14 protein-coding genes are annotated in these 24,120 nt (G+C 71.1%); 3 read left to right on the forward strand and 11 right to left on the reverse strand.

The window, feature by feature from the left end:
* Genes OG534_RS11870 through OG534_RS11880 form a run of 3 tightly spaced genes read right to left on the reverse strand, consistent with a single transcriptional unit; the run spans window position 1 to window position 6,620 of the window.
* Entirely contained in the window at window positions 1–3,405 is a 3,405-nt protein-coding gene (locus OG534_RS11870; protein ID WP_326588055.1) for an SAV_2336 N-terminal domain-related protein, read from the reverse strand.
* 6 nt (window positions 3,406–3,411) lie between these two features.
* Entirely contained in the window at window positions 3,412–4,470 is a 1,059-nt protein-coding gene (locus OG534_RS11875; RefSeq protein WP_326588056.1) for an AAA family ATPase, read from the reverse strand.
* Window positions 4,471–4,508: 38 nt separating this feature from the next.
* The gene (locus OG534_RS11880; protein WP_326588057.1) at window positions 4,509–6,620 is read right to left on the reverse strand and encodes a VMAP-C domain-containing protein; all 2,112 of its coding nucleotides are present in this window, start codon (window positions 6,618–6,620) and stop codon (window positions 4,509–4,511) included.
* Window positions 6,621–6,764: 144 nt separating this feature from the next.
* On the opposite strand from OG534_RS11880, the gene OG534_RS11885 reads away from it, so the two are divergent.
* Entirely contained in the window at window positions 6,765–6,953 is a 189-nt protein-coding gene (locus tag OG534_RS11885; RefSeq protein WP_030709801.1) for a DUF6104 family protein, read from the forward strand.
* Between the two features lie 102 nt (window positions 6,954–7,055).
* Here OG534_RS11885 and OG534_RS11890 read toward each other — a convergent pair whose 3' ends face one another.
* The 4 genes from OG534_RS11890 to sodN form a co-directional block, all read right to left on the reverse strand.
* The gene (locus OG534_RS11890; RefSeq protein WP_326588058.1) at window positions 7,056–10,970 is read right to left on the reverse strand and encodes an FG-GAP-like repeat-containing protein; all 3,915 of its coding nucleotides are present in this window, start codon (window positions 10,968–10,970) and stop codon (window positions 7,056–7,058) included.
* Window positions 10,971–11,527: 557 nt separating this feature from the next.
* Complete coding sequence (locus OG534_RS11895) at window positions 11,528–12,154, reverse strand: hypothetical protein (protein ID WP_326588059.1); 627 nt, start codon at window positions 12,152–12,154, stop codon at window positions 11,528–11,530.
* An 11-nt stretch (window positions 12,155–12,165) separates the two neighbouring features.
* Window positions 12,166–18,273 (reverse strand): RHS repeat-associated core domain-containing protein, encoded by a 6,108-nt coding sequence (locus tag OG534_RS11900; protein WP_326588060.1) that lies wholly within the window; start codon window positions 18,271–18,273, stop codon window positions 12,166–12,168.
* A gap of 487 nt (window positions 18,274–18,760) precedes the next feature.
* Window positions 18,761–19,156 (reverse strand): superoxide dismutase, Ni, encoded by a 396-nt coding sequence (gene sodN / locus OG534_RS11905; RefSeq protein WP_030709803.1) that lies wholly within the window; start codon window positions 19,154–19,156, stop codon window positions 18,761–18,763.
* 171 nt (window positions 19,157–19,327) lie between these two features.
* On the opposite strand from sodN, the gene sodX reads away from it, so the two are divergent.
* Window positions 19,328–19,750, forward strand: coding sequence for a nickel-type superoxide dismutase maturation protease (gene sodX / locus OG534_RS11910; protein WP_326588061.1), 423 nt, complete (start codon window positions 19,328–19,330; stop codon window positions 19,748–19,750).
* Here the strand turns inward: sodX and OG534_RS11915 are convergent.
* Window positions 19,654–20,283, reverse strand: coding sequence for a CGNR zinc finger domain-containing protein (locus OG534_RS11915; RefSeq protein ID WP_326588062.1), 630 nt, complete (start codon window positions 20,281–20,283; stop codon window positions 19,654–19,656). The two genes, sodX and OG534_RS11915, sit on opposite strands and share 97 nt — an antisense overlap.
* A gap of 64 nt (window positions 20,284–20,347) precedes the next feature.
* On the opposite strand from OG534_RS11915, the gene OG534_RS11920 reads away from it, so the two are divergent.
* Entirely contained in the window at window positions 20,348–21,142 is a 795-nt protein-coding gene (locus OG534_RS11920) for a class I SAM-dependent methyltransferase (RefSeq protein WP_442807071.1), read from the forward strand.
* A gap of 110 nt (window positions 21,143–21,252) precedes the next feature.
* Here OG534_RS11920 and OG534_RS11925 read toward each other — a convergent pair whose 3' ends face one another.
* The 3 genes from OG534_RS11925 to OG534_RS11935 are packed head-to-tail and all read right to left on the reverse strand — an operon-like array spanning window position 21,253 to window position 23,941.
* Window positions 21,253–22,005: an amino acid ABC transporter ATP-binding protein gene (locus tag OG534_RS11925; RefSeq protein WP_326593562.1), complete on the reverse strand. Its 753-nt coding sequence runs from the start codon at window positions 22,003–22,005 to the stop codon at window positions 21,253–21,255.
* A gap of 11 nt (window positions 22,006–22,016) precedes the next feature.
* Window positions 22,017–22,967 carry an amino acid ABC transporter permease gene (locus tag OG534_RS11930; protein WP_326588064.1) on the reverse strand — a complete coding sequence of 317 codons (951 nt, stop codon included), beginning with the start codon at window positions 22,965–22,967 and terminating at the stop codon, window positions 22,017–22,019.
* A 29-nt stretch (window positions 22,968–22,996) separates the two neighbouring features.
* Complete coding sequence (locus OG534_RS11935) at window positions 22,997–23,941, reverse strand: ABC transporter substrate-binding protein (protein ID WP_326588065.1); 945 nt, start codon at window positions 23,939–23,941, stop codon at window positions 22,997–22,999.
* Window positions 23,942–24,120 lie beyond the last annotated feature (179 nt).

The following is a 24,120-nucleotide window of genomic DNA, read 5'->3' on the forward strand; positions in this document are numbered from 1 at the left end:
TCAGAGCCCGGCCTCCAGGGCCCGCACCTTCGCGCGGAGCGCCTCGGCATGCCGCTGCGTACCCTCCGGGCCCTGCGCTCCCTCCACGCCCCCCACGCCCTGCCCGTCCTCAGCGTCCTGCCCGTCCTCCCCGTCCTCGACTGCCTCGCCGCTCCGCGTCCACAGCTCCAGCGCGGAGCGGTACGCGTCCAGCGCCGCCCGGGGCCGCGCGAGCCGCTCCAGCACCTCCCCGCGCAACTCCTGTACACGGGCGGCCAGCTGAAGGGCGGTGACCGCACGGTCCTCACGGTCGCCGCGGTCCCCTCGTGCCCCTCGTTCCCCGCCGCCCCCGCCGTCCCCACCGCCCCCACCGTCGACGCCGTCCTCGCGAGCCAGGCGGTCGGCCTTCAGGGCGGCCCGCCAGGCCCGCCGGTAGGAGTCCGCCGCCCGGTCGAGGCGGTCCGCCGCCCGGGTGTGGCCGTGGATCTCCCGCTGCACGTCGCCGTGGTCCCGCCAGGCGCGGGCCTGTTCCAGCGGGCTGCGGCTGTGCCGGACGGCCAGTTCCAGCAGGTACTCGGCCTCCCGCAGGTCCACCGGATCGCCCTCGTAGGCGTGCCGCAGCCGGAGACCGGCGGCCAGCCGCAGCAGCCGGTGCGCCGCGCCGGGGTCGGACTGCGGGACGGCCACCCGGCTCTCGCGCAGGATCCGTACGGCGGCCCCGGTGAACGGCCGCCCGTCGGTGGCCCGCGCCCGTTCCAGGAGTACGTCGCCCCACTCGGGCAGCAGTTCCCCGAAGGCCTCCCCGTCCCGGGGGATCAGCCGCCGGGCCCTGCCGTACGCCTCGGCCGCGTCCTCCAGCGCCACCGGGTCGCCGTCCCGCGCGTACCGCTCCCGGTGCACCCGCGCCAGGCACACCAGGGCGGCCACCCGAAGCTCCGGATCCCCGCCGGCCTCCTCCAGGGCCGCGGCCAGCTGCCCGGCGCCCTCCTCCAGCCGCCCGGGCAGGTACCGCAGCGCGTCGGCCAGCTCCACCCGCACCTGCGCGCGGCCGGAGCCGGCGGGCGGGGCGGCCGAGGCCGCGGCCAGCCGGGCCGCGGCCTGTTCGGCCAGGGCGGTGCGCTCGGCCGCGTCCGGGGTACGGGGCAGCAGGGCCAGCAGGACGCGGCCCAGGGCCAGGTGCAGCTCGGGGTGCGGCTCGGCACGCTCCTCCGGTTCGTGGGCGGCGTCCCCGCCGGGTGCGGGGCCCGCCAGCGGTTCGAGGGCCGCGCGGGCCTCGCGGAGCGCGCCCGCGTCGTCGCGCAGCACGCTCAGCCGGATCAGGGTCTCGGCCCGCCGCACCGCGCAGTCCCGCCGCAGTTCCGGGTCCGCCGCGGCTCCCGCCGCCGCGAACTCCCGGTCGGCCGCGGCCAGCAGCTCCGCGTCCGGGCCGGAGGCCAGCGCCCGTTCGTACAGCACCCGGCCGAGCACCGCCCCCGCCGTCGCCGTCCGCAGCCCGGTCACCGCCCGCTCCGCCTCGGCGAGGAGCTCGGGTTCCCGCTGGGCCGCCCACAGCCGCAGCAGCGCCCCCGCCAGCTCGGCCTCCGCCTCCTCCGGGGGGTCGGCGGGCCCTGCCGGGGCCGCCACCGCGCGCCGCAGCACCGCCACCGCCTCGTACAGCGCCCGCGCGCCCCCGTCCCCGTCCGCATCCGCGTCCGCGAGCCGGTCGCGGGCCGTGCGCACCGCCCCGGCCCTGCCGGGCGACGGGGCCGCGGCGGGCTTGCGCACCGCCGGGCCGTCCTGCGGCATCCCGGGCAGGTAGCGCCGTACGACCTTGGCCGAAACCTGTGCGAAGGCCTGCGGGAGCCGCCCCTCGGGCACCCGCTCGGCGTCCTCCGGACCGGGCCCCGTCTCCGGACCCGTCTCCGGACCCGACCCTGACCCCGGGCCCGCCACCGCCGGCGGCGCTCCCGTCAGCTGCGACACCGCGAGCGCGGGGAAGTTGCGTACGTCCCGCCCGAAGTGCGCCAGCACGTACTCCGAGCAGTGTTTGAGCACTAGCGCGGCCTCGTCCCGCCCCAACGGCCCCAGCAGCACGTCCTGCACCCCGGGGACGAACTCGTACCAGTGCCCCGGCCCCGGCCCGCTGCGCCGCAGCAGCCCGCTCAGCAGCACTTCCGCCAGGTCGGACGGCTCCGAGTCCGGCAGCATCGTGCGCTGCACCAGCCGCATCACGGGCAGCGTCAGCGGCGCCGCCGACAGGTACACCGCCAGCTGTACGGCCCGGGGCGCGGCCGAGGACCGGAACCGCGCGACCAGCTCCCGCGGCGGCCGTACGGCACGCGGCGGCGGCAGGGGCGCGGCCGGGTGGTCGGCCAGCACCCGGCCCACCTCCGCCGGTACGGGCCCGGTGCCGAGCCCGGCGACGAGCCGGGCCCACGCCCCGAGGGCGGTCGCGCTCGGCGGCAGCACCGGCACCGTCAGCCCTCCGGTGAGCCGCCCGGGCAACACCGGCCGGTCCGACCGGAATTTCAGCTTCTGCCCGCCGCCCTCCAGCCGGGCGAGCGTGCCCCGCTCGGTCGGCAGCCAGCTCCGGCCCCAGAGCCGCTGCGGCAGCGGCTGGACGACCATGCAGGGCGTGCACTCGGCCCAGCGGTGCAGCAGCCGCTGCGCCGCGCCCTCGCGCCACAGCGGCCCGGCGCAGTCGGAGACCACCATGGTCAGGGCCCGGCCGGTCGGGTCGCGCAGCTGGTCCCCGGAGCGCAGCGCGGAGCCGGGTACGGGGCTGCGGCCGAGCGCCGCCGTACCGTCCGCGAGGCGGTGCAGGTAGTGCACCTGGACGTCCCGGAAGGCCCCCAACCGCTCGCACACGGAGCGCAGTTCCTCGAACATGTCCTGCCACACGGCCATCGACGGGGACGCGTCCATCACCAGCCGGACGGTCGCCTCGCGCCGGCTCTCCCGCCGGAGCACCGGGATGACCAGCCCGAAGGCCCGGGCGCTGGCGTCGGCGGTGGCCGGCTCGTCGATCACCAGCCGGGTGGGCGGGGCCGGCGGGCGGTGCCGCTGAAGGGCCCGCAGGGCCCGCTGGATGTCCAGGATGCGGGGCAGGGCCGCGGCTCCCGGCACCCGTACGGGCACTCCGTACTCCTCGGGCGACTCCCCGGGCGGTTCCCCCTCCAGCCCGTCGGCGCGGTGGGCGCCGGGCGCGTAGAGCCTGACGGGATCCTCGGCCTCCGCCTCCCCCCGTGCGGGCTCGGGGGGCTCGCCGACCGGATCCTCGGCCTCTGTTCCGTCCGGCCCCCGCGCACCCGGCGCGGCCCGTCCCGGCCCGCGGATGTGCCCGGCCAGCCACAGCGCGTCGGCGAGTTCCTCGGCGGACGGGTCGAGTCCGGCGGCGCGCAGCAGCGCGGCCAGTTCACGGACGCCGGGCGCTCCGGCGGATGCCACGGGCCGTCACCTCGGGCGGTCGAGGCGCTGGATGAGCAGGTCCGCGAGGTCCTCCCGGGTGGGCGGGGCGGCGTAGTGGGTCAGGTACACGGCGTTGAGCAGCTGGTCGGCGGCGACCAGTTCGGACTGGGAGCGGCTGAGGAACTCCCGGATCAGGTCCGCCCCGAGCCGGGCGGCCTCGTCGCCGAGGTGGGCGCGGACCATGGTGGCGAGCCGCTTCTCACCGGGCTGGCCGAGCTTGAGCTGGATGCAGCGCCGGAGCAGGGCGGCGGGGAAGTCCCGCTCGCCGTTGCTGGTCAGGATGATGAAGGGGAAGGCCCGGCAGCGGATCCGGCCGCCCCGGACGGTCACCTTCGTGCCGTCGTCGGTGAGCACCTGCACCTCGGGCTCGGTGTCGGCGACGCGCTCCAGCTCGGGGAGCGCGAACTCCCCTTCCTCCAGCACGTTCAGCAGGTCGTTGGGCAGGTCTATGTCGCTCTTGTCGAGCTCATCGATGAGGAGCACGCGGGGCCTGCCGGTGGGCAGCAGGGCGGTGCCCAGCGGCCCGAGCCGGATGTACTTCCCGATGCCGGGAGCCGCGCCGGAGTCCGACCCCGGGCCAGGGCCCGACCCCGTGCCGCCAGCCCGGCGCGGGCCGCCTCCGCTCGCGGCGATCTGCACGTCCTGCAGCCGCGCGAGGGCGTCGTACCGGTACAGCCCGTCCTGCAGCACGGTCCGCGACACCACCGGCCAGCGCAGCACCCGCCCCAGCTTCAACTCGTGGGCGACGGCGTGCGCGAGGGTGGACTTGCCCGTTCCGGGGAAGCCGGTCACGAGCAGCGGCCGCCGCAGGTACAGGGCCGCGTTGATGGCCTCCAGCTCCTCGGGCTCCGGCCGGTGCAGCTGCGCGGCCTGCCGGTGCGCCCCGAGCCGCCGGGCCACGTTGCCGTCGGCGACCGCCGCCGGGCCGCCCGCCTCCGCCACGGGCCCGCCGTCGAAATCCCGCCAGGGCGGCGGGTCGGGCAGGGCGTCGATCCCGTCATGGGGCTCACCGCCCCCGCGGTAAATGAGCCACTCGTCGTTCATGGAGCTCCCTCCCTCTCGTCCGCCGGGGTGCCGTGCCGTCACAGGTCGCCCTGCAGCGGCTCGTCGTCCGGCAGGGGGCGTGCCGGGTCCTCCCACACCAGTCCCGTCCCGGCCGCCCAGTACGCGTCGGGGTCCGCCCCGTACGCCCGCCCCCGCAACGCCTGCAACCGCAGCGGCAGCACCTCCGCCCCGCCCGCGTCGGCCAGTTCCTCCCGCACCCCGCGGTGGAACGGCGCGCACGACACCCCGGGATCCGGCGGGGGCCGCCGCGTCACGACCACCCCGTACCCGGCGTCCCGTACCGCGTGCAGCGAACCCAGCGTGGGCTCCTGGTCCGCCGCCCGGCAGTGCACCGGCACGGTGTTGTCCGGCAGGCCCGACAGCCATTCGGTGGCGGGGGTGCGCGGACGTCCCCGCGCGCAGTCGGCCCGTTCGTCCTGCAGCGGTCCCGCCTGCACCCGGGCCCACCGGGCGGCCGCCCGACCGCCTTCGCCGCCCGCTCGGGTGTCCTCACCGTCCGCCGGGTGCTCCCGCACCCCGCTGGAGTGACGCAGCACCACCGGCCGCTGCACCCCCAGCGGTACGCGGCCCACCACCGCCCATTCGTCCACGGCGAGCCCGAACAGCTCCGGGGCCAGGGCCACTTCGAGCAGGGCCGCCGCCTCGTGGGTGTCGCACCGCCGGAAGGCCTCCGCGAGCGGGTCCCGTAACGCCTCCGGCAGACCCGCCAGGGTGGCCCGTACGCCCGAGTCCACCGGCGTCACCCGCCCCGGCTGCGCCGGGCCCACCAGCACGGAGACCCGCCAGTCGTAGAGGTCCTCCCAGCCGTGCGCCCACACCTCCAGCAGCACCGATGCCCCGGGCGGCAGCCCGCCGGCCCGCCGGGCCGGGCCGTTCACCGCCCGCCCGGCCGAGGCCCGCCGGCGTCGCTCCCGCTCCGCGAGCCCCCGCTCGTGGCGCTCGCCGAGCTCCCGCCGCAGCGGCCGCCACAACCGCTCGGCCGTGGCCCGGATCCAGTCCCACAGCTCCTCGTCCGCGCCCGGCGTCGGCGGCTCGCGGTAGTCGGCGACGCTCACGTCCGTGGCGTACCGGAGCATCGCCGCGGCCTCGCCCGTCCCGCCCGGCGGGTCGTGCAGCAGCCCCAGCCCGTCGCGCCAGCTCAGCGGGGCCGGCGGCTGCGGATCCGGCTCCTCCCCGCGGGCCGCCTCGACCAGGGCCCGTACGACCTCGGAGGAGCCCGGCGGGGGCAGCTCGGCGAGCAGCCCGCACAGGGTGGTGCGCTCGCCGGGGGTGAGGCGCCCGCGGCCGCCGTACGGGTCGCCCTCCTCCGCCGGGAGCTCGCCGTGCACGTCCGTCCAGGTCCGGCGGTTGTCGAGGTCGCTGAGGTGCCGGTCGTAGTGGTGCAGGTCGTGGGCCTGCATGACCCGCCGGTAGAGCCCGGCCTGGCCCCGCCCGGGCATCGGGAGGGTGCGCAGCTGCACGATGGAGACGGCGAGCCCGCCGCCGCCCGTGTGCCGCCGGGCCTTGACCACGCCGACGACCTCCCCGCGGGCCAGGTCGACCACCGGCCCGCCGGACATGCCGGGCTCGATCTCGTCGTCGTCGCCGAGCCGGATGGCCGCGCCGTTCCCGGCGGAGCCGCGCAGCCGGGTGGTGCGGCCGGTGATCTCGGGGGTGCCGAGGTCCTCGGTGCAGCCGAAGTAGGCGACCTCGTCGAAGCGGGGTCTGGAACGGTCGGTGAGCCACACGCAGGCGTGCGACACGGGTGCCAGGACCCGGATCAGCGCCAGGTCGGGCAGGTCCCACAGCGCCCGGAGCCCGGGGCGCCGGTCCTCCAGCCGCTCGGGCAGTACGCACTCCACGCGCCCGGAGACCGTGCCGGTGGCCCCGCCCGTTCCGGACGAGAAGGTGATGCCGACCTCGCGCCCCGTCAGACGCACCGCAGCACCCCCTTCGCCGACCACGTGCGCGCACGTCAGGACCCAGCCGGGGGCGATGAAGAAACCGCTCCCCCACGTGGGACCGGTCCGATGGCTGCCGGGGTTGTCATACCCGCCCGGCGGGGCGTGAACGCGTACGGTCGCCGCCTGGACGAGGGGCTCCAGGAGCTCGAAGGCGCGCGCCGAACCGGTCGTGCGCCCGTCCGTCATCCGCGCCCCCCCGCTCGTGGCCCCCGCTCGTGACGCATCAAGGCTAGCTCGGGAGCGGCAGCAGGCGGGAGGCTTCCGGAGCCGGGCGGATTATCCTGGCGGAAAACACCCCATGACCACCCCCGAGACGGCACGGAGCCCGACTTGTACTTCACCGATCGCGGCATCGAGGAGCTGGAGAAGCGGCGCGGCGAGGAGGAGGTCACCTTCGAGTGGCTCGCCGAGCAGCTGCGCACCTTCGTCGACCTGAACCCGGACTTCGAGGTCCCGGTGGAACGCCTGGCCACCTGGCTGGCCCGCCTGGACGACGAGGACGACGACGCCGACGAGTAAGGCGCTCGAAGCGGTGCGGGCACGCGACAGGCCGGAACCCGCACCGCCGAAGGGTGGAGGCCCCTGTGAACAGGACCTCCACCCGGGCTGGACCGTCCGGCGTCAGAGAATGACGTCGTAGTAGTTCCAGCCGACGCCGATCAGGGTGCGCCCGGTCGGCAGGTAGTCGTAGATCTCTCCGTTGTTCAGGATGCCGACCTGCTCGGCGGCGCCGTCACTGTTGAGGTCGGTGACGTGGGGGTTCCACTGCCCGGGCCACCAGCCGGTGCCGATGAGGGCACGGCCGCCGAAGCTGATCGTGCCGTTCTTGTCGGTGCTGTTGGGGAAGAGGTGCAGCTCTCCCTGGTCGGTGCGGCCCACGATGTCCGTCTTGTAGTCGCCGTTGAAGTCGGCGAACCGCAGGGTTTCCCACCCGCCGGGCCAGAACCCGTTGCCGATGAAGGTCCGCTCTCCGAGCGTGCTCGTGCCGCTTCCGCCCTTGTGGGGGTAGACCCACAGGTCTCCGCCGCCGTCACGGGCGATGACGTCGGTGCGGCCGTCGCCGTTGATGTCGCCGAAGCCCAGGTCGTAGCCGTTCCAGCCGACGCCGATCAGGTACCGGCCGCTGAACGAGTCGGTGCCGGTCCCTCCGGTGCCCGGGAAGAGGTGGAGCTCGCCCTCCTTGGTCCGCGCGACGATGTCCGTGCGGCCGTCGTTGTTCAGGTCGGTGCTGTACATGTGCGTCCACGAGTCGCGCCAGAACCCGGTGCCGACGAGGTAGCTGCTGCCGAGCGTGCTGGTGCCCGTACCGCCGGTTCCCGGGTACACCCACACGTCGCCGTTGGGGTCGCGGGCGAGGACGTCGGTATGGCCGTCGCCGTTGTAGTCGGGCCGGCTCTGCGAACCGCTGCTCCACAGGCTCTGGCCGGAGCCGTTGTAGAGCACGAGGACACCGCGGGGGTGCAGGACGGCGTAGGAGTGGGGAACGGTGGTCTTGCTGCTCCACAGGGCCGTGGTGCCGTTGGCTGCGTAGACGACGAGGTTGCCGTCGCTCTGCATCCGCGCCCGGGCGCCCGGGTTGTTGCCGGTTCCCGTCGCCCAGAGCGGCTTGCCGTCCTTGGTGTAGAGCACCAGGTTGCCGTCCGCCTGCATGACCAGCTTCGAGCTGCCGGAGGTGAGCTCCTGGCCGGAGGCGAGCGTCGTGCCGGCAGCGATCTTCGAGCCGGGCACGCCGTCGATCTCGTAGCGGGCGGAGAAGGAGTCCGTGGTACCGCCGGAGGCCACACCGTTCCAGCCGACCATGGTGTTGTCGGCCAGGCGCGACCACAGGTCGGGAACGCCGTCACCGTTGACGTCACCCGCCGAGCCGACCTGCGGGTAGGCGGCCTGGGTCACGCCCGAGCCGACCTTGGTACGGGTCTGGGTGCCCCAGGTCGCGAGATCGACGACATCGCCGTCCACGCTCGCCTTGCCGTGGCTGCGCAGGATGTCGCCGCTGGCGTTGTCCCGCAGCCACAGGTCGGGGATCTTGTCGCCGTTGACGTCACCGGGCGTGATCACGGTGTACTTGTCCCAGTCCTCGCCTCCCACGAGTACCGGCGCGCCGCGCGTGTCGAGATAGTGGCTCCGGTCGCCGTAGTACGCCCAGAGCCGCTTGCCCTGTTTCACCAGCAGGTCCGGCCGGCCGTCACCGTTGAGATCACCGGGGTTGACGATCTGGGAGGCTCCCTGCCAGTGGTCGTCCCCGTCGGCGCCGCATCCGGCCTCGTCGTCCGTGCAGGCCACCTTGATCTCTCTGTGGCTGTCCTGCCGGACGCGACCGAGGCCGTTGTTGGGGTAGGACCACAGCCTGTCGATCTTCGCGACCGGGTCGGCTTCCAGGGTGATCAGGTCGTTGTAGCCGTCCTGACCCCAGTCACCGGAACCCGTGGTCCGCGGCGTCCCGAACTTCGCTCCTCCGTTGGTCGTGGAGAACTTCGCATTGCCCTGGCCGGCATAGGTGAGCAGTGAACCGAATGAGTCGTTGCTCCAGATGTCGCTGTTGCCGTCTCCGTTGAGGTCGCCGGCCTGGTCCCGGGCCGCCGATCGGCCGGCGTAGAACAGGTGGGCCGTGGTGTCGGACCGGTTGCCGGCCTTGTCCTGGCTGACGGCGTAGACGAAGTGCGGTCCGGCGCTGGGTGGTGTGAGCTTGATGGTCGCCGAGAAGCCGGGAACGACCCTGGTGATGCTCTTCACCTCGGGATCCCAGTCGGTGTAGTAGCCGTACCAGACCACATCGCTCACGCCGTTGGCGGAGAGGGTGAAGGAGCCGGGGGTGCGGGCCTTCCCGGTGGTGGCGGGCCACCCGTGGGAACCGTCGGGGAAGTCGGTCGAGCTGATTCTCGGCGCCTTCGACGGCCGGTCACGGTCGACGCTGAACGAGCACGTTTCGCTCCACCCGGAGTACAGGCTCTGGTCGTACGCGCGCACCCGCCAGGTGTAGTTGCCGGTGGGAAGCTTCGCGTCGGGGATCGCCACGGTGGAGACGCGGTCCCTGAGGGCGGGGATCCATTCGTCGGCGACCATGGCGTCGCCACGGAAGACCTGGAACTGGGCGGACAGGGCACCCGCGTCCGGATCGGTGATGTTGGCGTAGAGGCTGACGGTGGTGTTGCCGATCGCTCCCCCGAAGGCGCACCCGGTCGTGGGCCTGGTGCCGAGACCCGAAGGCGTGGCGGGGGGATTGTTGTACTCCGTCTCCAGCGTCATGGTCTTGGGGTCGAACCGCTTCCACTGGTACCTGTCGCTCTCGTTGGAGGCGTACAGGCCCAGCGTCACGCTGTTCCAGCCCTTGGCCGCGGACTCCCTGGCCGCCGCGGTGGCATCGAATTCCAGTTCGCCGGCCGCGCACTCCGCGCGTCCCTTGGCTGCGGTGACGGTGTCGAGCCTGGTGCCCTTGCCCGGCTGGCGGTTCCAGGTGGTCGCGGACGAGATCGGGCCCGTGCTCCACAGTTCGACCGGGGTGGGGGTGCAGGACCAGGACCAGGTCTCCCTGATGCGGAAGGTGGACTTGCTGACCTGGACGCCCTTGATGTTGGCGGTGTTGAGCTGGAAGAACGAACGCGAGAGCCCGTTGGTGTCGCTCTCGTAACCGACCCGCACGTCCTCCTTGGTGTTCCAGTACGAGTTGTTCGGCCAGCTCCTGTACGCCCAGGACCAGTTCTGCCGGTCACCCCACACGACCGACGGGTCGATGTACACCGGGTACTTCGTACCGGCAGCGGTCAGCAGGGCCTGATCCGGCTTGATCTCCAGCGTGTCGCCCGCGACCGTCGTCGGCATCTGCGCGTCCTTGGCCCCGGACGGCATGAGGAACACGTCCGACGGCGCGCCGGCCGCCCCCTCGCCGGCGGCGAGGGCTCCCGCGCCTGCCGAACCCGCCGGAGCGGGATCGCCCGTGGTCGTGGAGTCCCACATCATGGGGGCGGAGGCGGTGAACACCTTCTGTCCGGCGGGGTTGACCGCACTCAGCATCCCCGTCGCCGGGTCGGCGGAGACGTTCAGGCCCACCGTGCCGAGCTTGAACTTGAGCGTGGCCAGATCGGGATGCCGTGCCGCCGCGGCGGTCTTGACCACCAGCAGCTGAGAGAAGCCCTCGACCTCGGCCTTCAGCTGCAGGTCCACATCCGGAAGCACGTTCGTGTACGTGGCCACGTTCGCGGCCAGTGTCGGCTTCGGAAGCGCCTTGTCCCACGTCAGCGACAGCGTCCGGCCGTCCTTCACCCCGGTCAGCAGGACACCCGTGCCACCGCCGGAGAAGGCCATCGAGACGGCGGACGTCTTGGGCACGACCTTCCCGTCCGTCGCGAACTGCAGTGTCGGGTCGGTCGCGACCCACGCGCCCGCACGCAGCACTCGTACGGTCGTCCCGTGGCGCTTGACCGACCATCGGCCGTTCGGCAGGGCCCAGGTGTCCGAGGTCTCGGTGCGCGCGGATGCCAACTCGTACGGCTTCCCCGTCTCCTTGGCCTTCGAGAGGGCGAAGTCCTCCTCGCTCATGGAGCCGTCCGCTACCGGGTCCGCCGCTGCGCCGGCGGCGGCCGCAGCGCTGACCTCGGGCTCCAGGACGCACAAGCCGGTAGCCGCTATTCCGATTGACAGGACCGCGGCGATGATCCGGGAAATTCTTCGTCTGCCCGGATCGCCATAAGAGGCTTTTTCGGTCGTCACGCAAACTCCAGTTTTCCGATGTCCGTGGCCGGTGACGCCGGGAGCGCCCCGCCATCCCGTTTCTTGCCTAATGCACCCCGTGCGACCGCGGCGGCTCCGGCCCCCGCGCGGGCACGAATGCGGAAAATCGACACACCCACCCCTGATTCGCTCATCAAAGACGCCGCAGGCTAACAATGAAAATGTCGCGGGCGTCGGCGAGTTGAGCGAAATCTGAGCAGAGGTGCGGCGCGACTGGAGGCCATTTACGGACATGCCGGAATCCAGAAAAAGGACTCGGCAATTCCACTCTTCCCGGAGGCGCCCCCCGCCCCCACCCCCGTACCGCGGCACACGAAAGGCGGGGAGCCCGGGGCTCCCCGCCTTCCTGCCGTTCATTCCCGCCGCTACGTGAAGCGGAGAAGCTCCTTCCTCTGCTGTCCACCCACGTCGAAGGTCAATTCGAGATCGCCCGTGGGAGCGTCGCGCAGTGGCACGTAGTACACGTCCCGCCCCGACAGCGCCGGAGCCAGCGTCCTGACGAACTTCCAGTCCGCCTCCTCGCCCCTGAAACGGACGGACGTCACCCGGTGCGAGTGCTCGGCGAGGAGCACGACCATCCAGCCCTCAGGGGCCGTCCCCGGCCCGAACGCCCGCGATACCGGCGAGCCCGGCTGCTCCGGCGTGGCCCCCAGCGGGTCTCCGCACATGCGCGCATGCGGAGAACCGGAGCCGGTCACCTGCGCGAGACACAGCCGGCCCTTGTCCGTCTCCCAGAGGAACGTCCCGGACCCCTTGTTCAGCACGACGTCGGACATCCCCGCATCGGTGGGTGTCTCACCTGAGGCCATGGCCTTGGCAAGAACACCCGCCTTCAGGTCGGCCGTCGGGCTGACCGGGGCCGTCGGGCCGGCCGGCGTCGAGACGCTCGGGGCGGGCCCGGAGGGCGCCACCCCTTCCGGGCCGCCGGACGCGCAGCCGACGACCAGCCCCAGGACGAGCGGCGCCAGGGCCAGGCGGACACCGTGTCTCATCAGCGGCCTGGTCAACTTGCGGGCTTCGCGCCGAAGTCAACCCTGTTCCTCGGGATCTGCGAGTAGACCACCGGCTTCCAGACGGTCACGTCGAATGTGCTCCAGACCTTGTCCGTGATACGGCCGTCCCTGTGGCCGTACGTTGACCTGTACACCACCATCACACCGCTCGGGGACAGGCCGGTGCGGGTTCCTGGGGCGGCCTCCCACGTACTCTGCATGGTCTGCGTGTCGGACCTCATTTTCGTCGTGATGTCGGTCCAGGCCCACGAACCGTTGAGACCGACGCTGACGTCGAGCTTGCCCTCGGCGACGAGCGGGATCTTCCCCTTGAGCCCTCCGCCCACATCGATGCTGGCGCCGAACGTCTTCGCGTACTGCTCCGTCGTTGTGACCTGTGCGTTGACGCTGTAGGTGTAGCTGAAGGCGTGCTTCATTCCGACTGCTTCGTAGTACGCACTGGTGTCCATGTCGGTGAAGTCGTCCCAGCCGATGATCTGTGTATCGGTCCAGATGACCTCATCCCCACCGTCCGGAACCACGACACCCTTGGGAAGCCGCGTCGTGATCGGGGTACAGCCGTCGCAGAAGAGGCCCCCTGTCCATGAGCGGCCACCCCGGTTGGCCCCACCGCCCGAGCCACCGCCCGAGCCCCCGCCTGAGCCACCACCCGAACCACCGCCCGAACCACCGCCCGAACCACCGCCCGCACCACCTCCGTCATCGCCGATGATTTCCTTCGTGGAGCAGTACTTGATGTCGTACAGGCAGGAGTTCGGCGGAGAGCCGAGTTCCGTGCCCGCCGGGTCGGACAGGCTCACCGGGTTGTTGTTGCCGTAGCCGTACGCGTTGTGCTGGCGCGGGTCGTCGGTCACGAACAGCGGGTCGACGGAGATGAAGCGGCCCAGGGCCGCGTCGTATTCGCGGGCGCCGATGTGGACCAGGCCTGTCGCCTTGTCGTTCGTGCCGCCGACGAAGCCCTTGTCACCGGCCCAGCCCGACGGCTGGGCGCCGCGGTCGCCGCCGAAGATGGTGGTCTTGCGGCGGGTGACCGAGAGCGCCGCGTCGGCCGTGATCTGCGTCGTGCCCGTGCCGTGGTGGTCGGCGAGCGTGAAGGCCAGCTTCGCGCCCGTGCGCAGTGCGATGAGCTGCGCTCCGGCCGAGTAGTAGCGCGTGCCCGTGACCGTGCCCGTCTTGCCGAGGTGCAGTTCGGTGCCGCCGGGAAGGTACAGCGTCGAGCCGTCGCCGTCCCTGGCCACCAGTCGTTGGCCCTCGGTGTCGTAGACGTAGCTCGCGAGCTCGGTCGTCCCCTGGGCCACCGAGGCCAGGTGGCCGTCGTCGCTCCAGTTCAGCGTCTGCTGGGCCGCGGCACCGATCTTGCGGGTCCTGGTGTTGCCTGCGGCGTCGTAGGTGAAGACCTCCTCGTGGGGGTTGGTGCCCGTCTGCGTGACCTTGGGCAGGTCGTGCTTGCGTGCGGTCGGGGCCGCGTACGTACGAAGGGTGTCGGCGGCCGGGCCCGAGGCCGTCTTGTGCTGGGTCTCGGTCTTGCGGTTGCCGGTCACGTCGTACGTGTACGAGGTCCAGTACGCGTCCTGGCCGCCGACCGCCGTGGCCGAGGGCCCGCTCGCGCACTTCTCACCGGTGTTCGTCCAGGCCTCGGACACCCGGCCCAGCAGGTCGAGACCGAAGCACTGGGTGTCGGTGGTGCGGCCGGCGTCCTGGCCGTAGGCCGTGCCGATGGAGGTGATGTTGCCGGACGGGTCGTAGCCGTACTTCGTGTCCTCGATCCGCTGCGGTGCGACCTCGCGGTCGGTGTAGCTGCGGGTCAGACCGCCGGTGTGCTCGTCGTACTCGGCCGTCCTCCACACCTGCCGCCCGAATTCGCCCAGCTCCATGCGGGTGTTGCGGCCGTAGTGGTCGTAGGTCATGTCCGCGACCAGCGAGTCGCCGCCGGCGCTCACCGTGCTCAGCAGGCCGGTGCCCGGCGTGTACGAGTTGGTGACCCGTTCCGCGGGCAGACCTCCGATGGCCGGCTGCTGGGTCCACATCACCTGACCGGTGTGGGCGTTGTAGGCGGTCGTCCACTTGTAGACACCCGCCAGCGCTCCCTCGCTGTCGGGGACCGTCAGCTGGGTGACGAGGGGCTTGTAGAGGCTGTTGTATGAGGTGACCGCCGATTCGTAGGCCTTGTCCCCGACCCAGCGCGTGGACTTCGACAGGTGCCCCTTGGCCACGGTGTCGTACGCCCACGAGGCGAGCGTGGTCGTGCCCTTCTTCAGAGCGGTCTTACGGCCGAGCTCGTCGTAGTCGGTGTGCAGCGTGGTGCCGAGCCCGACGCTGGTCACGTCCGTGGCCCGGTCGCCACTGTCGTAGACCGTCGTGGTGGCGCCCTTGTCCGGGTCGTCGACCCGGGTCTGACGGCCGCGGACGTCGTAGGTGTACTTCCACTCCGCGCCGGACGGATTGGTGACCGAGCCGGCCCGGCCGGTCTTGTCGAAGCCGTAGAACGTCGACTGCCAGGCCGTGCGCGCCGCGTCGCTGTAGCGCCTCAGCTCGACGGTGCGGCCCAGTGCGTCCACGACCGTGGTGGTCGCGGTGCCGCCCTGCGGCGGGATCACGGTGGTGGTGTCACCGGTGTACACCGTGGTGGTGCGCTTCGTCTCGTCGCCGAGGCGCTTCGCGACCACGGCCGTGGCACGTCCGGCGCCGTCGTACTCCGTGTCCGTGGACGCGGGGTAGTTGAGCTCCTGCCCGGTGACGAGAACCGGTTCGGCCGCACCGGTCGCGAAGAAGGTGCCGGAGGAGCGCCAGGCCTGGCCGCGGGTGTCGTAGAAGGTCTCCGTCACCAGACGTCCCGCCCGGTCGGGAGAGGTCCGCTGGGTCTGGCGCGGCCGCAGCAGACCGTCGTAGAAGGCGTGGTCGGCCAGGTACGTCGCATCGTGCCCGAGGGTCCTGGTCGTGACGACGACCGGGCCGTCGTTGCGCACCAGGTAGTCGAACGTCTTGTTCGGCGAGTCGGGATAGGCCGTCGCGGACCGGGTCGGCAGCCACACCTTCGTGATGCGGCCCAGCGCGTCGTACGCCGTGGTCGTGATCTTGCCGTTGGCGTCGGTGACCTTCACGGGCAGGCCGCGCAGCGGGTCCATGACCGTGGTGGCGGTGTGGTTGAGCGGGTTGGTCACGACCACGCTGGTCGGCGGCTCGCCCGTGGCCGGCGTGTACGCGGTCCTGGTGACCTTGCCGTAGGCGTCCGCCACGGTCAGACCGCGGCCGTGGATGTCGAAGTCCGCCGCCGGGGTGCTGCTGGTGACGTCGTAGCCGGTGCCCGCACCGTTGATCCGCTCCGACCTGGTGACGTCGCCCTTCGTCGGTGCCGCACCGAGCGCGCCTCCGTCGTAGTACGTGCGGACGTCGTCGATGACGTCACCGGGACGGGAGACGTCGGATCCGCACGTGACGGCGACCTTCTCCACGCGGCCGGCCTTGTCGGCGATGGCTCCGGCGCCGGTCCGGGCGTACGTGGTGGTGGTGCAGGTCTCGTCACCGGTCTTCGCGGTGTCACCGGTCGAGGATTCGCTCTCGACCATGCCGTAACCGTCGAAGGTACGGCTGACCTCACTGGTCCGGGTGCCGCCCGTGACGGTGGTCCGGGTCGACTCCTTCTCCACTCCGGTCTTGTAGGAGACCAGGTCCGGCAGGCCGCTACGGGTTCTCTTGGCGACCAGGGAGGAGCGCCACGGCGTGTACGAGGTCGCGGTGACGGGCTTGGTGGTGTCGTCGCCGTTGTAGGTGATCTTCTCGCGGGTCATCCCGGCGAATTCGTCCCGGTCCGTGGCGGACGCGCCCGCGGAGTCCTTGACCGCCTTGCCGTCCAGGCCCCGGAAGTACCGGCTTTCCGTCAGTGTCCGGGCTTCGGAGGCGGCGCCGGTGCGGGTCTGGACCCGTTCATAGCCCCGCGCGACCGAATACGTGCGGTCCTCGGCCTTGGTGAACTCGTCGGTGCTCTTGGCCCAGGCGGCGCCGTCGAGGTAGGAGTACGAGGTGACCTTGTCCGGGGACTCGGCCAGGTTGTCCCCCTCGACGACCTGTGTGACGACGTACGAGTGGAACCAGTCCGGTTTCGCGTCGTTGCCCTCGAAGGCCCACTTCACCTGGTAGCAGCGGGTGGTGTTCGAGGCGTCGGCCGGCGGGAGGGCGCCCGGGGTGCAGTCGGGCTGTGAGTAGGCCACGCCGATCGTGGCGCCGGTCTCGGTGGTGATCTGGTGGAGCCGGAGCCTGATGAAGGGCGCGAGGCCGTCGCCCGTCTTGTCGACCCGGTTGGGCCGCTGCTCGCCGGCGAAGGTGACGGCGGGCAGGGTTGCGGTGCCGCCGGTCTTGCCCGTGCGCTGGATGGACTTGAGCCACATCGGTGTGGAGATGCCGTCACCGGAGGCGGGGAAGTCCTGGTTCAGGGACCAGGTGTCGACGTCCTGGTAGGTGCCCCCCGTCAGCAGCTTGGTGGTGATCGACGTCAGCCGCTTGCGTGACCAGAAGGTCGCCGAGAACTGGTTCTTGCACTCGGTGGCACCGTCTTTGCAGTACTGGTCGAACGGGACGTCCGGCCAGTTCTTGGCGTTGGCCTCGTCGAAGGTGCCGCAGTTGGTCAGGCAGCGCTCGGAGACGCCGAAGGCGACCTGGCCCATGGCCTTGCCGGTGTAGACGGCGTCCTTGCGCAGGCCGTAGTCGATGTGGTCGAGCCAGCCTCCGCGGGTGTACGGCGTGACCGTGGCCTTGCCGGTGGTCTCGGAGACGTTGCGCCCGTAGTTGTTCGACTCGGTCTTCCAGTAGTACGCCATGGCGGCGTCGTGCGGATCGACGACGTAGTCGAGCTGCCACCGCCAGGCCTGCTGGCACCAGCCGCTCGCGAACGAGGCGTTGTGGCACGGCTCACCCGACTGGTTGCCGAACACCGGCATCGTCCACGTCGAGTTGGTGACCGGATCGTCCGGCGCCGAGCCGTTGTCCTTCCAGCCGGGAAGCCGGTTCAGGCCGAAGAAGTACTGGGTGCCGTCGGCCGTGGTGATCTTCCAGTGCTCACCCGCGCCGTCGACACCTGCGGTGCCCTGGTCACCGTTGGACGCGCCGGTGAGCTTCTCGACCTTCGTGCCGGTGTCCCGGGCTTCGTGCCATCCCTTGCCCGCCTCGTAGACGAGCTCGGTGGACCTGCCTCCGAGAGACAGCGTGGCGTTGTCGTTGTACCAGCACATGTCACCGACACGCGTCGTGTTGGTGCTGCCGGTCTTGTCGTCGTTGCAGGACTTGTAGCGCCGCTCGATGAAGCCCGGTTCGTACGACCAGCCGTCGCCGATCCAGGACGGCTGGTTGTTGGAGGCCGCCGTCCGTCCGTCCACGGACTGTGAGTTGTAGTCCAGCGAGACCTTGGGCTGCATCCCGCCGGGCAGTGCCGGTACGTCGATGGGCTGGGACCAGGCGAAACTGCCCATCGATTCGCCGGTGGACCAGGAACCCGAGGACTGCAGCGATGTCGCCTTGTAGTCGCCGCTGCCGCCCGATTCCTCCGCCACCGCCGCCATGACGGTCGAAGGGCCGATGCCGACCGGGGCCGACAGCGTGCCGGCCCGCGTGTCGTTCGTCGTCCGCAGCGGCGTACGGACCTGGCACCTGGACTCCTCGGGAGTCGTCAGAGCGCAGGCCGGCAGTTCCACCAGCCGCAGCCGCCCGGCCCAGTCGCCGCCGTACGCGCCGCGGAAGCCGGAGTAGTCGACCTCGACCTGGGTGAGACCGGTCTTCGCAGCGCGGTCCGTGCGGCCCACGGACAACAGGAGCCCGTCGACGCCCGCCTTGCGAGCCGTGGCACGGTCAGCGACCGCGACCCGCAGGGTGACCGGCGTGCCGGCACCGGCCTCGGCGCCTCTGGCCGGCCCTCTGAGGACACCTCCGGCCCATGCGCCCGGTGGCAGCGGCGCCACCGAGACCGGCAGGCCGCCCGCCTTTCTCAGACCGCTCAGTTCGACCTCGGCGGTCCCGGCCTTCGGCCATGTGACCTTCGGCCCTCCCTTCCAGGAGTTCGCCGCAGCCGCGTCGGCCTTCCGGGGGCCACCGATTTTCGCCTTGGTCACGGGAACGGTCTTGGGCTGCTGCAGCTTGGGCAGCGGAATTTTTCCATCCGAATTTGCGGCTACTGCCACGGTCGGCAATAAACCCAACGTGACTGCGGCGGCAATGGCCCCCGCGAGTGCACGTGTGTGGAGAATCGACACACCCACCCCTTTGGTACGTTCGTGAAGACGCCGCAGGCTAGCAACGAACACGACCTGAAGGATGAGGAGTTGAGCTAGATCTGAGCAGGGGGCGACGGGCCGCACGGCAAGTACGGAAATGCCGGAAATCCCTGCACCGGACGTAGTAATTCCGTCTCTCGATTTCACGGAATCCACCCCGCGGGAATCACCGGTCGACTCCCGCCGCCGGGGCACGGAATGGACGCACGGGCGCGACGGACGTCCGTGTGAACAGAACGGCCCGGCCGCCACGAGGGCGGTCGGGCCGTTCTGTTCCTCGCGACCGCCCGTGAGGGAGGAGCGAGGAGGGGTACGAGGCGCCGGATCAGGCGGCCTTGGTCTCCCAGAAGATGCGGTCGATCTCGGCGATGAGTTCGAGGGCCTTCGCGCCGGTCGCCGGGTCGTTGGACGCCTTGGCGGCCGAGAGGGCCTTCAGGGTGTCGTTGACCAGGGTGTGCAGCTGGGGGTACTTCTCAAAGTGCGGCGGCTTGAAGTAGTCGCTCCACAGCACCGAGACGTGGTGCTTGGCGAGCTCGGCGCGCTGCTCCTTGATGGTGATGGCGCGCGCACGGAAGTCGGCGTCGTCGTTGGCCTGGTACTTCTCCTGCACGGCCTTGACGGACTCGGCCTCGATGCGGGCCTGGGCAGGGTCGTACACGCCGCACGGAAGATCGCAGTGGGCGGAGACCTTCGCCTTGGGGGCGAAGAGGCGGGAAAGCATGGAGTTTGTCCTCCTCGTGATCGTCTTCTCAAGGGGGAGATTACTCGCTGAGGAACCGGATTTCGCGGGCGCCCCCATGGGCTTAGGACAAAAGTCCAGGGCCGCGGCCGGACCGGTGAGCGAATGTACGGGGCCGTGGGGCAGCATGCGGGTGTGACGAGGAGGACACGGATGGTGGAGAACGGGCGCCCGCGCAAGCGCTTCGAGGTGGTGGAGGTGACGGGGGCGTCGATGGTGCCCACGCTGCTGAACGGCGACCGGCTGCTGGTGCGGTACGGGGCCGCCGTCCGTCCGGGTGACGTGGTGGTGCTGCGCCATCCGTTCCAGCAGGACCTGCTCGTGGTCAAGCGGGCGGTGGAGCGGCGGCCGGGCGGCAGCTGGTGGGTGCTCGGCGACAACCCGTACAACGAGACCGGCGACAGCACCGTCTACGGGCCGGTGCCCGCCGAGCTGGTGCTGGCGACGGCGGTGCTGCGCTTTCGGCCGCGCGAGGAGGATCAGCGCTCGCTGAGGGCCCGGCTCTCCTGGGCGGTCTCGGCGCTGCGCCCGCTGTTGGCGGACAGCTCGGCCTCCAGCCGCTTGCGGGCGCGGTAGGCGGCCACGTTCGCCCGGGTGGCGCAGCGGTCGGAGCAGTAGCGCCGCGAGCGGTTGGTGGAGGTGTCGAGGTAGGCGTTGCGGCAGGGCGCGGCCTGGCACAGGCCCAGGCGTTCGGGCCCGTGCTCGGTGACGTGGAAGGCCAGGCCCATGGCCGCCATGGCGGCGTAGCCCGCAGAGGCGTTCGAGGGGTGCTCTGCGAGGTGGAGGTGCCAGTCCGGGCGGCCGTCGTCGCCGATGAGCTCGTGGCCGGAGACCTGCGGGCTGACGGGGAATTCCATGAGCAGCGAGTTCAGCAGGTCGACCGCGAGGACGTGGTCGCCGGCGTCGGCGGCGTCGAAGACGGAGCGCAGCCGGCCCCGGACGTTGCGGAAGCGGGTGACGTCGGTGTCCGTGACGCGGCGCGCCATCTGCGCGCTCTCGCCGAACAGGGCGCGGACGGCGTCCACCGAGGTGAGCGCGTCCTTGTTGCGGGCCGGCTCCTCGGTGTTGACCAGGCGCACGGCGAAGTCCGAGTAATGGGCCAGTTCCACTTGTTGTCCTTACGGCTGCGGATTAGTGTCCAGGTAACGACTGGGACGTATTCGAGGGTATTACATGGAGGGCTTCGGGATGGCGGATCCGAAGGAAACGGCCGCAGGTGCCGGGACCGGTCACTGGCAGGCCTGGCAGGACAGCTGGGACCGGCAGCAGGAGTGGTACATGCCCGACCGCGAGGAGCGGTTCCGGGTGATGCTGGACATGGTCGAGGCGCTGGTGGGACCCACCCCCCGGGTACTGGATCTCGCGTGCGGTACGGGAAGTATCACGGACCGCGCGCTCAAGCGGTTCCCGGGAGCCACCAGCACGGGCGTCGATCTCGACCCGGCGCTGCTCACCATCGCCGAGGGCCACTTCGCGGGCGACGGGCGGGTCACCTTCGTCACCGCCGACCTCAAGGACCCCGACTGGCGTTCGACCCTCCCCCACGCCACCTACGACGCGGTCCTGACGGCCACCGCCCTGCACTGGCTGCCGAGCAGGGAACTGGCCGTGCTGTACGGGCAGCTCGCGCCGCTGGTGGCCCCGGGCGGGGTGTTCATGAACGCCGACCACATGCCCGACCCGGCCACCCCGCGCATCGACGCCGCCGAGCACGCCCACCGGCACGCCGGCATGGACCGGGCCAAGGCGGCCGGGGCGGTGGACTGGCGCGAGTGGTGGGCGCTGGCGGCCGCGGACCCGACGCTGGCCGAGCCGGTGAAGCGGCGCTTCGAGATCTACGGGGAGCACGCGGACGGCGACACCCCCTCCGAGGCCTGGCACGCCGCCGCCCTCCGCGAAGCGGGCTTCGCAGAGGCCCGCACCGTCTGGCGCTCCCCCTCGGACGCGCTGGTCCTAGGTCTGAAGTAGGGACTTAGAAGCAGTCGCCCGCCGGGGACGGGGAGGGACCTGCACGCGCATGCGAGAGGGGCGGCACGGGAATCCCGTACCGCCCCTCACCCGTCCGCCGGTGCGTACGACTACAGCACCTTGGAGAGGAACGCCTTCGTGCGGTCGTGCTGCGGGTTGCCCAGCACGTCGCGCGGGTTGCCCGACTCGACGACCACACCGCCGTCCATGAAGACGAGGTTGTCGCCGACCTCGCGGGCGAAGCCCATCTCGTGCGTGACCACGATCATGGTCATGCCCGACTCGGCGAGGTCCCGCATGACGTCGAGGACGTCGCCCACCAGCTCCGGGTCGAGCGCCGAGGTGGGCTCGTCGAAGAGCATCAGCTTCGGCTCCATGGCGAGCGCGCGGGCGATCGCCACGCGCTGCTGCTGGCCGCCGGAGAGCTGGGTGGGGTAGTTCCCGCCCTTGTCGCCGAGGCCCACGCGGTCCAGGAGGCGTACGGCGCGCTCGCGCGCCACCGCCTTGGACTCGCCCTTGACCATGACGGGGGCTTCCATGACGTTCTCGATGGCCGTCATGTGCGGGAAGAGGTTGAAGCGCTGGAAGACCATGCCGATGTCCCGGCGCTGGGCCGCGACCTCGCTGTCCTTCAGCTCGTAGAGCTTGTCGCCCTTCTGCTTGTACCCCACCAGCTGGCCGTCGACCGAGAGCCGGCCGGCGTTGATGCGCTCCAGGTGGTTGATGCAGCGCAGGAAGGTCGACTTGCCGGAGCCGGACGGACCGACCAGGCAGAAGACCTCGCGCGGGGCGACCTCGAGGTCGATGCCCCGCAGGATGTGGGCGGCGCCGTAGGACTTGTGGACGCCTTCGGCCTTGACCATCGGCTGGGCGGTCACTTCGTCACCTCCGTACGGCGGAACATGTTCAGGTTTGCCTTCAGCCGCTGGAACGGCGTGGGAGGCAGGCTGCGCAGCGCGCCGCGGGCGTAGCGGCGCTCCAGGTAGTACTGGCCGACACTGAAGACGCTGGTCAGGGCCAGGTACCAGATGGAGGCGACGAAGTACATCTCGATCACCGCGCCGGCCGTGGAGCCGATGTTGGAGCTGGCGCGCAGCAGTTCGGTGTACTGCACCGCCGAGACCAGGGACGAGGTCTTCAGCATGTTGATGAACTCGTTGCCCGTCGGCGGGATGATCACGCGCATCGCCTGCGGGAGCACCACGCGGCGCATGGTCTGCGTGCGGGTCATGCCGAGTGCGTGCGAGGCCTCGCTCTGGCCCTCGTCGACGGACTGGATGCCGGCCCGGACGATCTCCGCCATGTAGGCGCCCTCGTTCAGGCCGAGGCCCAGGAGGGCGACCATGAACGGCGTCATGACGTCGACGGTCTCGTTCTTGTAGATCGGACCCAGGTTGATGTACTGGAAGATCAGCGGGAGGCTGAACCAGACCAGCAGCTGGACGTACACCGGGGTGCCGCGGAAGAACCAGATGTAGAGCCAGGACACGAAGCTCGTGACCGGGTTGTTCGAGAGCCGCATCACGGCGAAGAGGATGCCGAGCAGGAGGCCCAGCAGCATCGACAGCACGCTGATGACGACGGTGTTCCAGAGTCCGTCGAGGACGGACGGGTCGAACAGCTTGTCCCCGACCGTCGCCCAGATGACCTTGCCCTGGGAGAAGGCGTAGACGAGCCAGCCCAGGATCACGGCCACGAGCACGGCGCTGATCCAGCGTCCGTAGTGGCGGACGGGGATGGCCTTGATGGCCTCGTAGGGGATGCCCGAGGCGCCGGGCCCGGCCGGCGGAGTTGCGGCCGGACCCTTGTCGATCTTGTCAGTCACTATGACTGCCCTTCAGTGGTGCGCGCGGATCACTGACCGGCGTTGACAGTGGCCGACTGGACAGCGCTTCCCTTGACGTCCCACTTCTCGAGGACCTTGGCGTAGGAGCCGTCCTTGATGATGGCGTCGAGGGCTTCCTTCAGCGCGTCGCGGAGCTGGGTGTTCTCCTTGGCGACGGCGATGCCGAAGAGGCCGACGTCGGTCTGCTGGCCGCCGACCTCGAAGTCGTTGCCGCCACCGGAGGTCTTCGCGATGTGCGCGGCGACCGGGTAGTCGTTCATGTCGGCCACGGCGCCGCCGGCCTTGACGCGCGTCTGGGCCTCGGCGTCGGTGTCGAACGCCTCGATGGTGAGCTTCTTGTCACCGCACTTCTCGGCCTGCGCCTTGAAGGTGTCCTCGTAGATGGTGCCGCGCTGCACGGCGACCGTCTTGCCACACAGGTCGTCGAGCGACTTGATGTTGTCCGGGTTGCCCTTCTTGACGAGGAGCGAGACGCCGGAGGAGAAGTAGTCGACGAAGTCGACGCCCTTGCCGATCTTCGCGCCCTTCTCGTCCAGGCCTTCCTGGCGGCGCTTGTTGTCGGTGATCGACGACATGGCGACGTCCTGGCGACCGGTCTCCAGGGAGGTGATCAGACCGTCGAAGGTGCCGGAGGTGAACTGGAACTTCACACCGAGCTGCTTGCCCAGGGCCTCGGCGATGTCGGGGTCGACACCGACGATCTTGCCGCCCTCGGTGTACTCCATCGGGGCGTACGCGGCGTCCGTGCCGACCTTGATGACGCCGGCGTCCTGGATCTTCTTGGGCAGCTTGGAGAACAGCGGAGCGTCGCTGGTCTTGTCCTGGGCCTTGGTGCCGCTGTCGGTCTGGTCACCACAGCCGGTGAGGATCAGGGCGCCGGCGACCGCGATCGCACCGGCCGCGGCGATCCGGGACCGGGCGGCGGTCGTACGACGGGTGGTGCTTGCGGTCATGGCTTCGTTCCTCCGGCTGGTGGAAAAGCATCGAAAACGGTCGGACACGCACCATCGAGTGTCGCGACCTTGTGTGATTACGGCATCTTGCCATTCGGACTGAGACATTCAGGGTGCCCGTCAGGTCAAAATCGGATAACGGGCCCCCTGTGCAGTCCAACAGGACTGCGGGGAACGGG

This window comes from Streptomyces sp. NBC_01294 (genome assembly GCF_035917235.1).
In the GTDB taxonomy this organism is placed as follows: domain Bacteria; phylum Actinomycetota; class Actinomycetes; order Streptomycetales; family Streptomycetaceae; genus Streptomyces; species Streptomyces caledonius.

Excerpts from the sequence above, each read along its gene's own strand:
- OG534_RS11875 (WP_326588056.1), bottom strand. The coding sequence starts at position 4,470 with ATGAACGACGAGTGGCTCATTTACCGCGGGGGCGGTGAGCCCCATGAC.
- OG534_RS11880 (WP_326588057.1), bottom strand. The coding sequence starts at position 6,620 with ATGACGGACGGGCGCACGACCGGTTCGGCGCGCGCCTTCGAGCTCCTG.
- OG534_RS11890 (WP_326588058.1), bottom strand. The coding sequence starts at position 10,970 with ATGAGCGAGGAGGACTTCGCCCTCTCGAAGGCCAAGGAGACGGGGAAG.
- OG534_RS11895 (WP_326588059.1), bottom strand. The coding sequence starts at position 12,154 with ATGAGACACGGTGTCCGCCTGGCCCTGGCGCCGCTCGTCCTGGGGCTG.
- sodN (WP_030709803.1), bottom strand. The coding sequence starts at position 19,156 with ATGCTTTCCCGCCTCTTCGCCCCCAAGGCGAAGGTCTCCGCCCACTGC.
- sodX (WP_326588061.1), top strand. The coding sequence starts at position 19,328 with ATGGTGGAGAACGGGCGCCCGCGCAAGCGCTTCGAGGTGGTGGAGGTG.
- OG534_RS11920 (WP_442807071.1), top strand. The coding sequence starts at position 20,348 with ATGGAGGGCTTCGGGATGGCGGATCCGAAGGAAACGGCCGCAGGTGCC.
- OG534_RS11925 (WP_326593562.1), bottom strand. The coding sequence starts at position 22,005 with ATGGTCAAGGCCGAAGGCGTCCACAAGTCCTACGGCGCCGCCCACATC.
- OG534_RS11935 (WP_326588065.1), bottom strand. The coding sequence starts at position 23,941 with ATGACCGCAAGCACCACCCGTCGTACGACCGCCGCCCGGTCCCGGATC.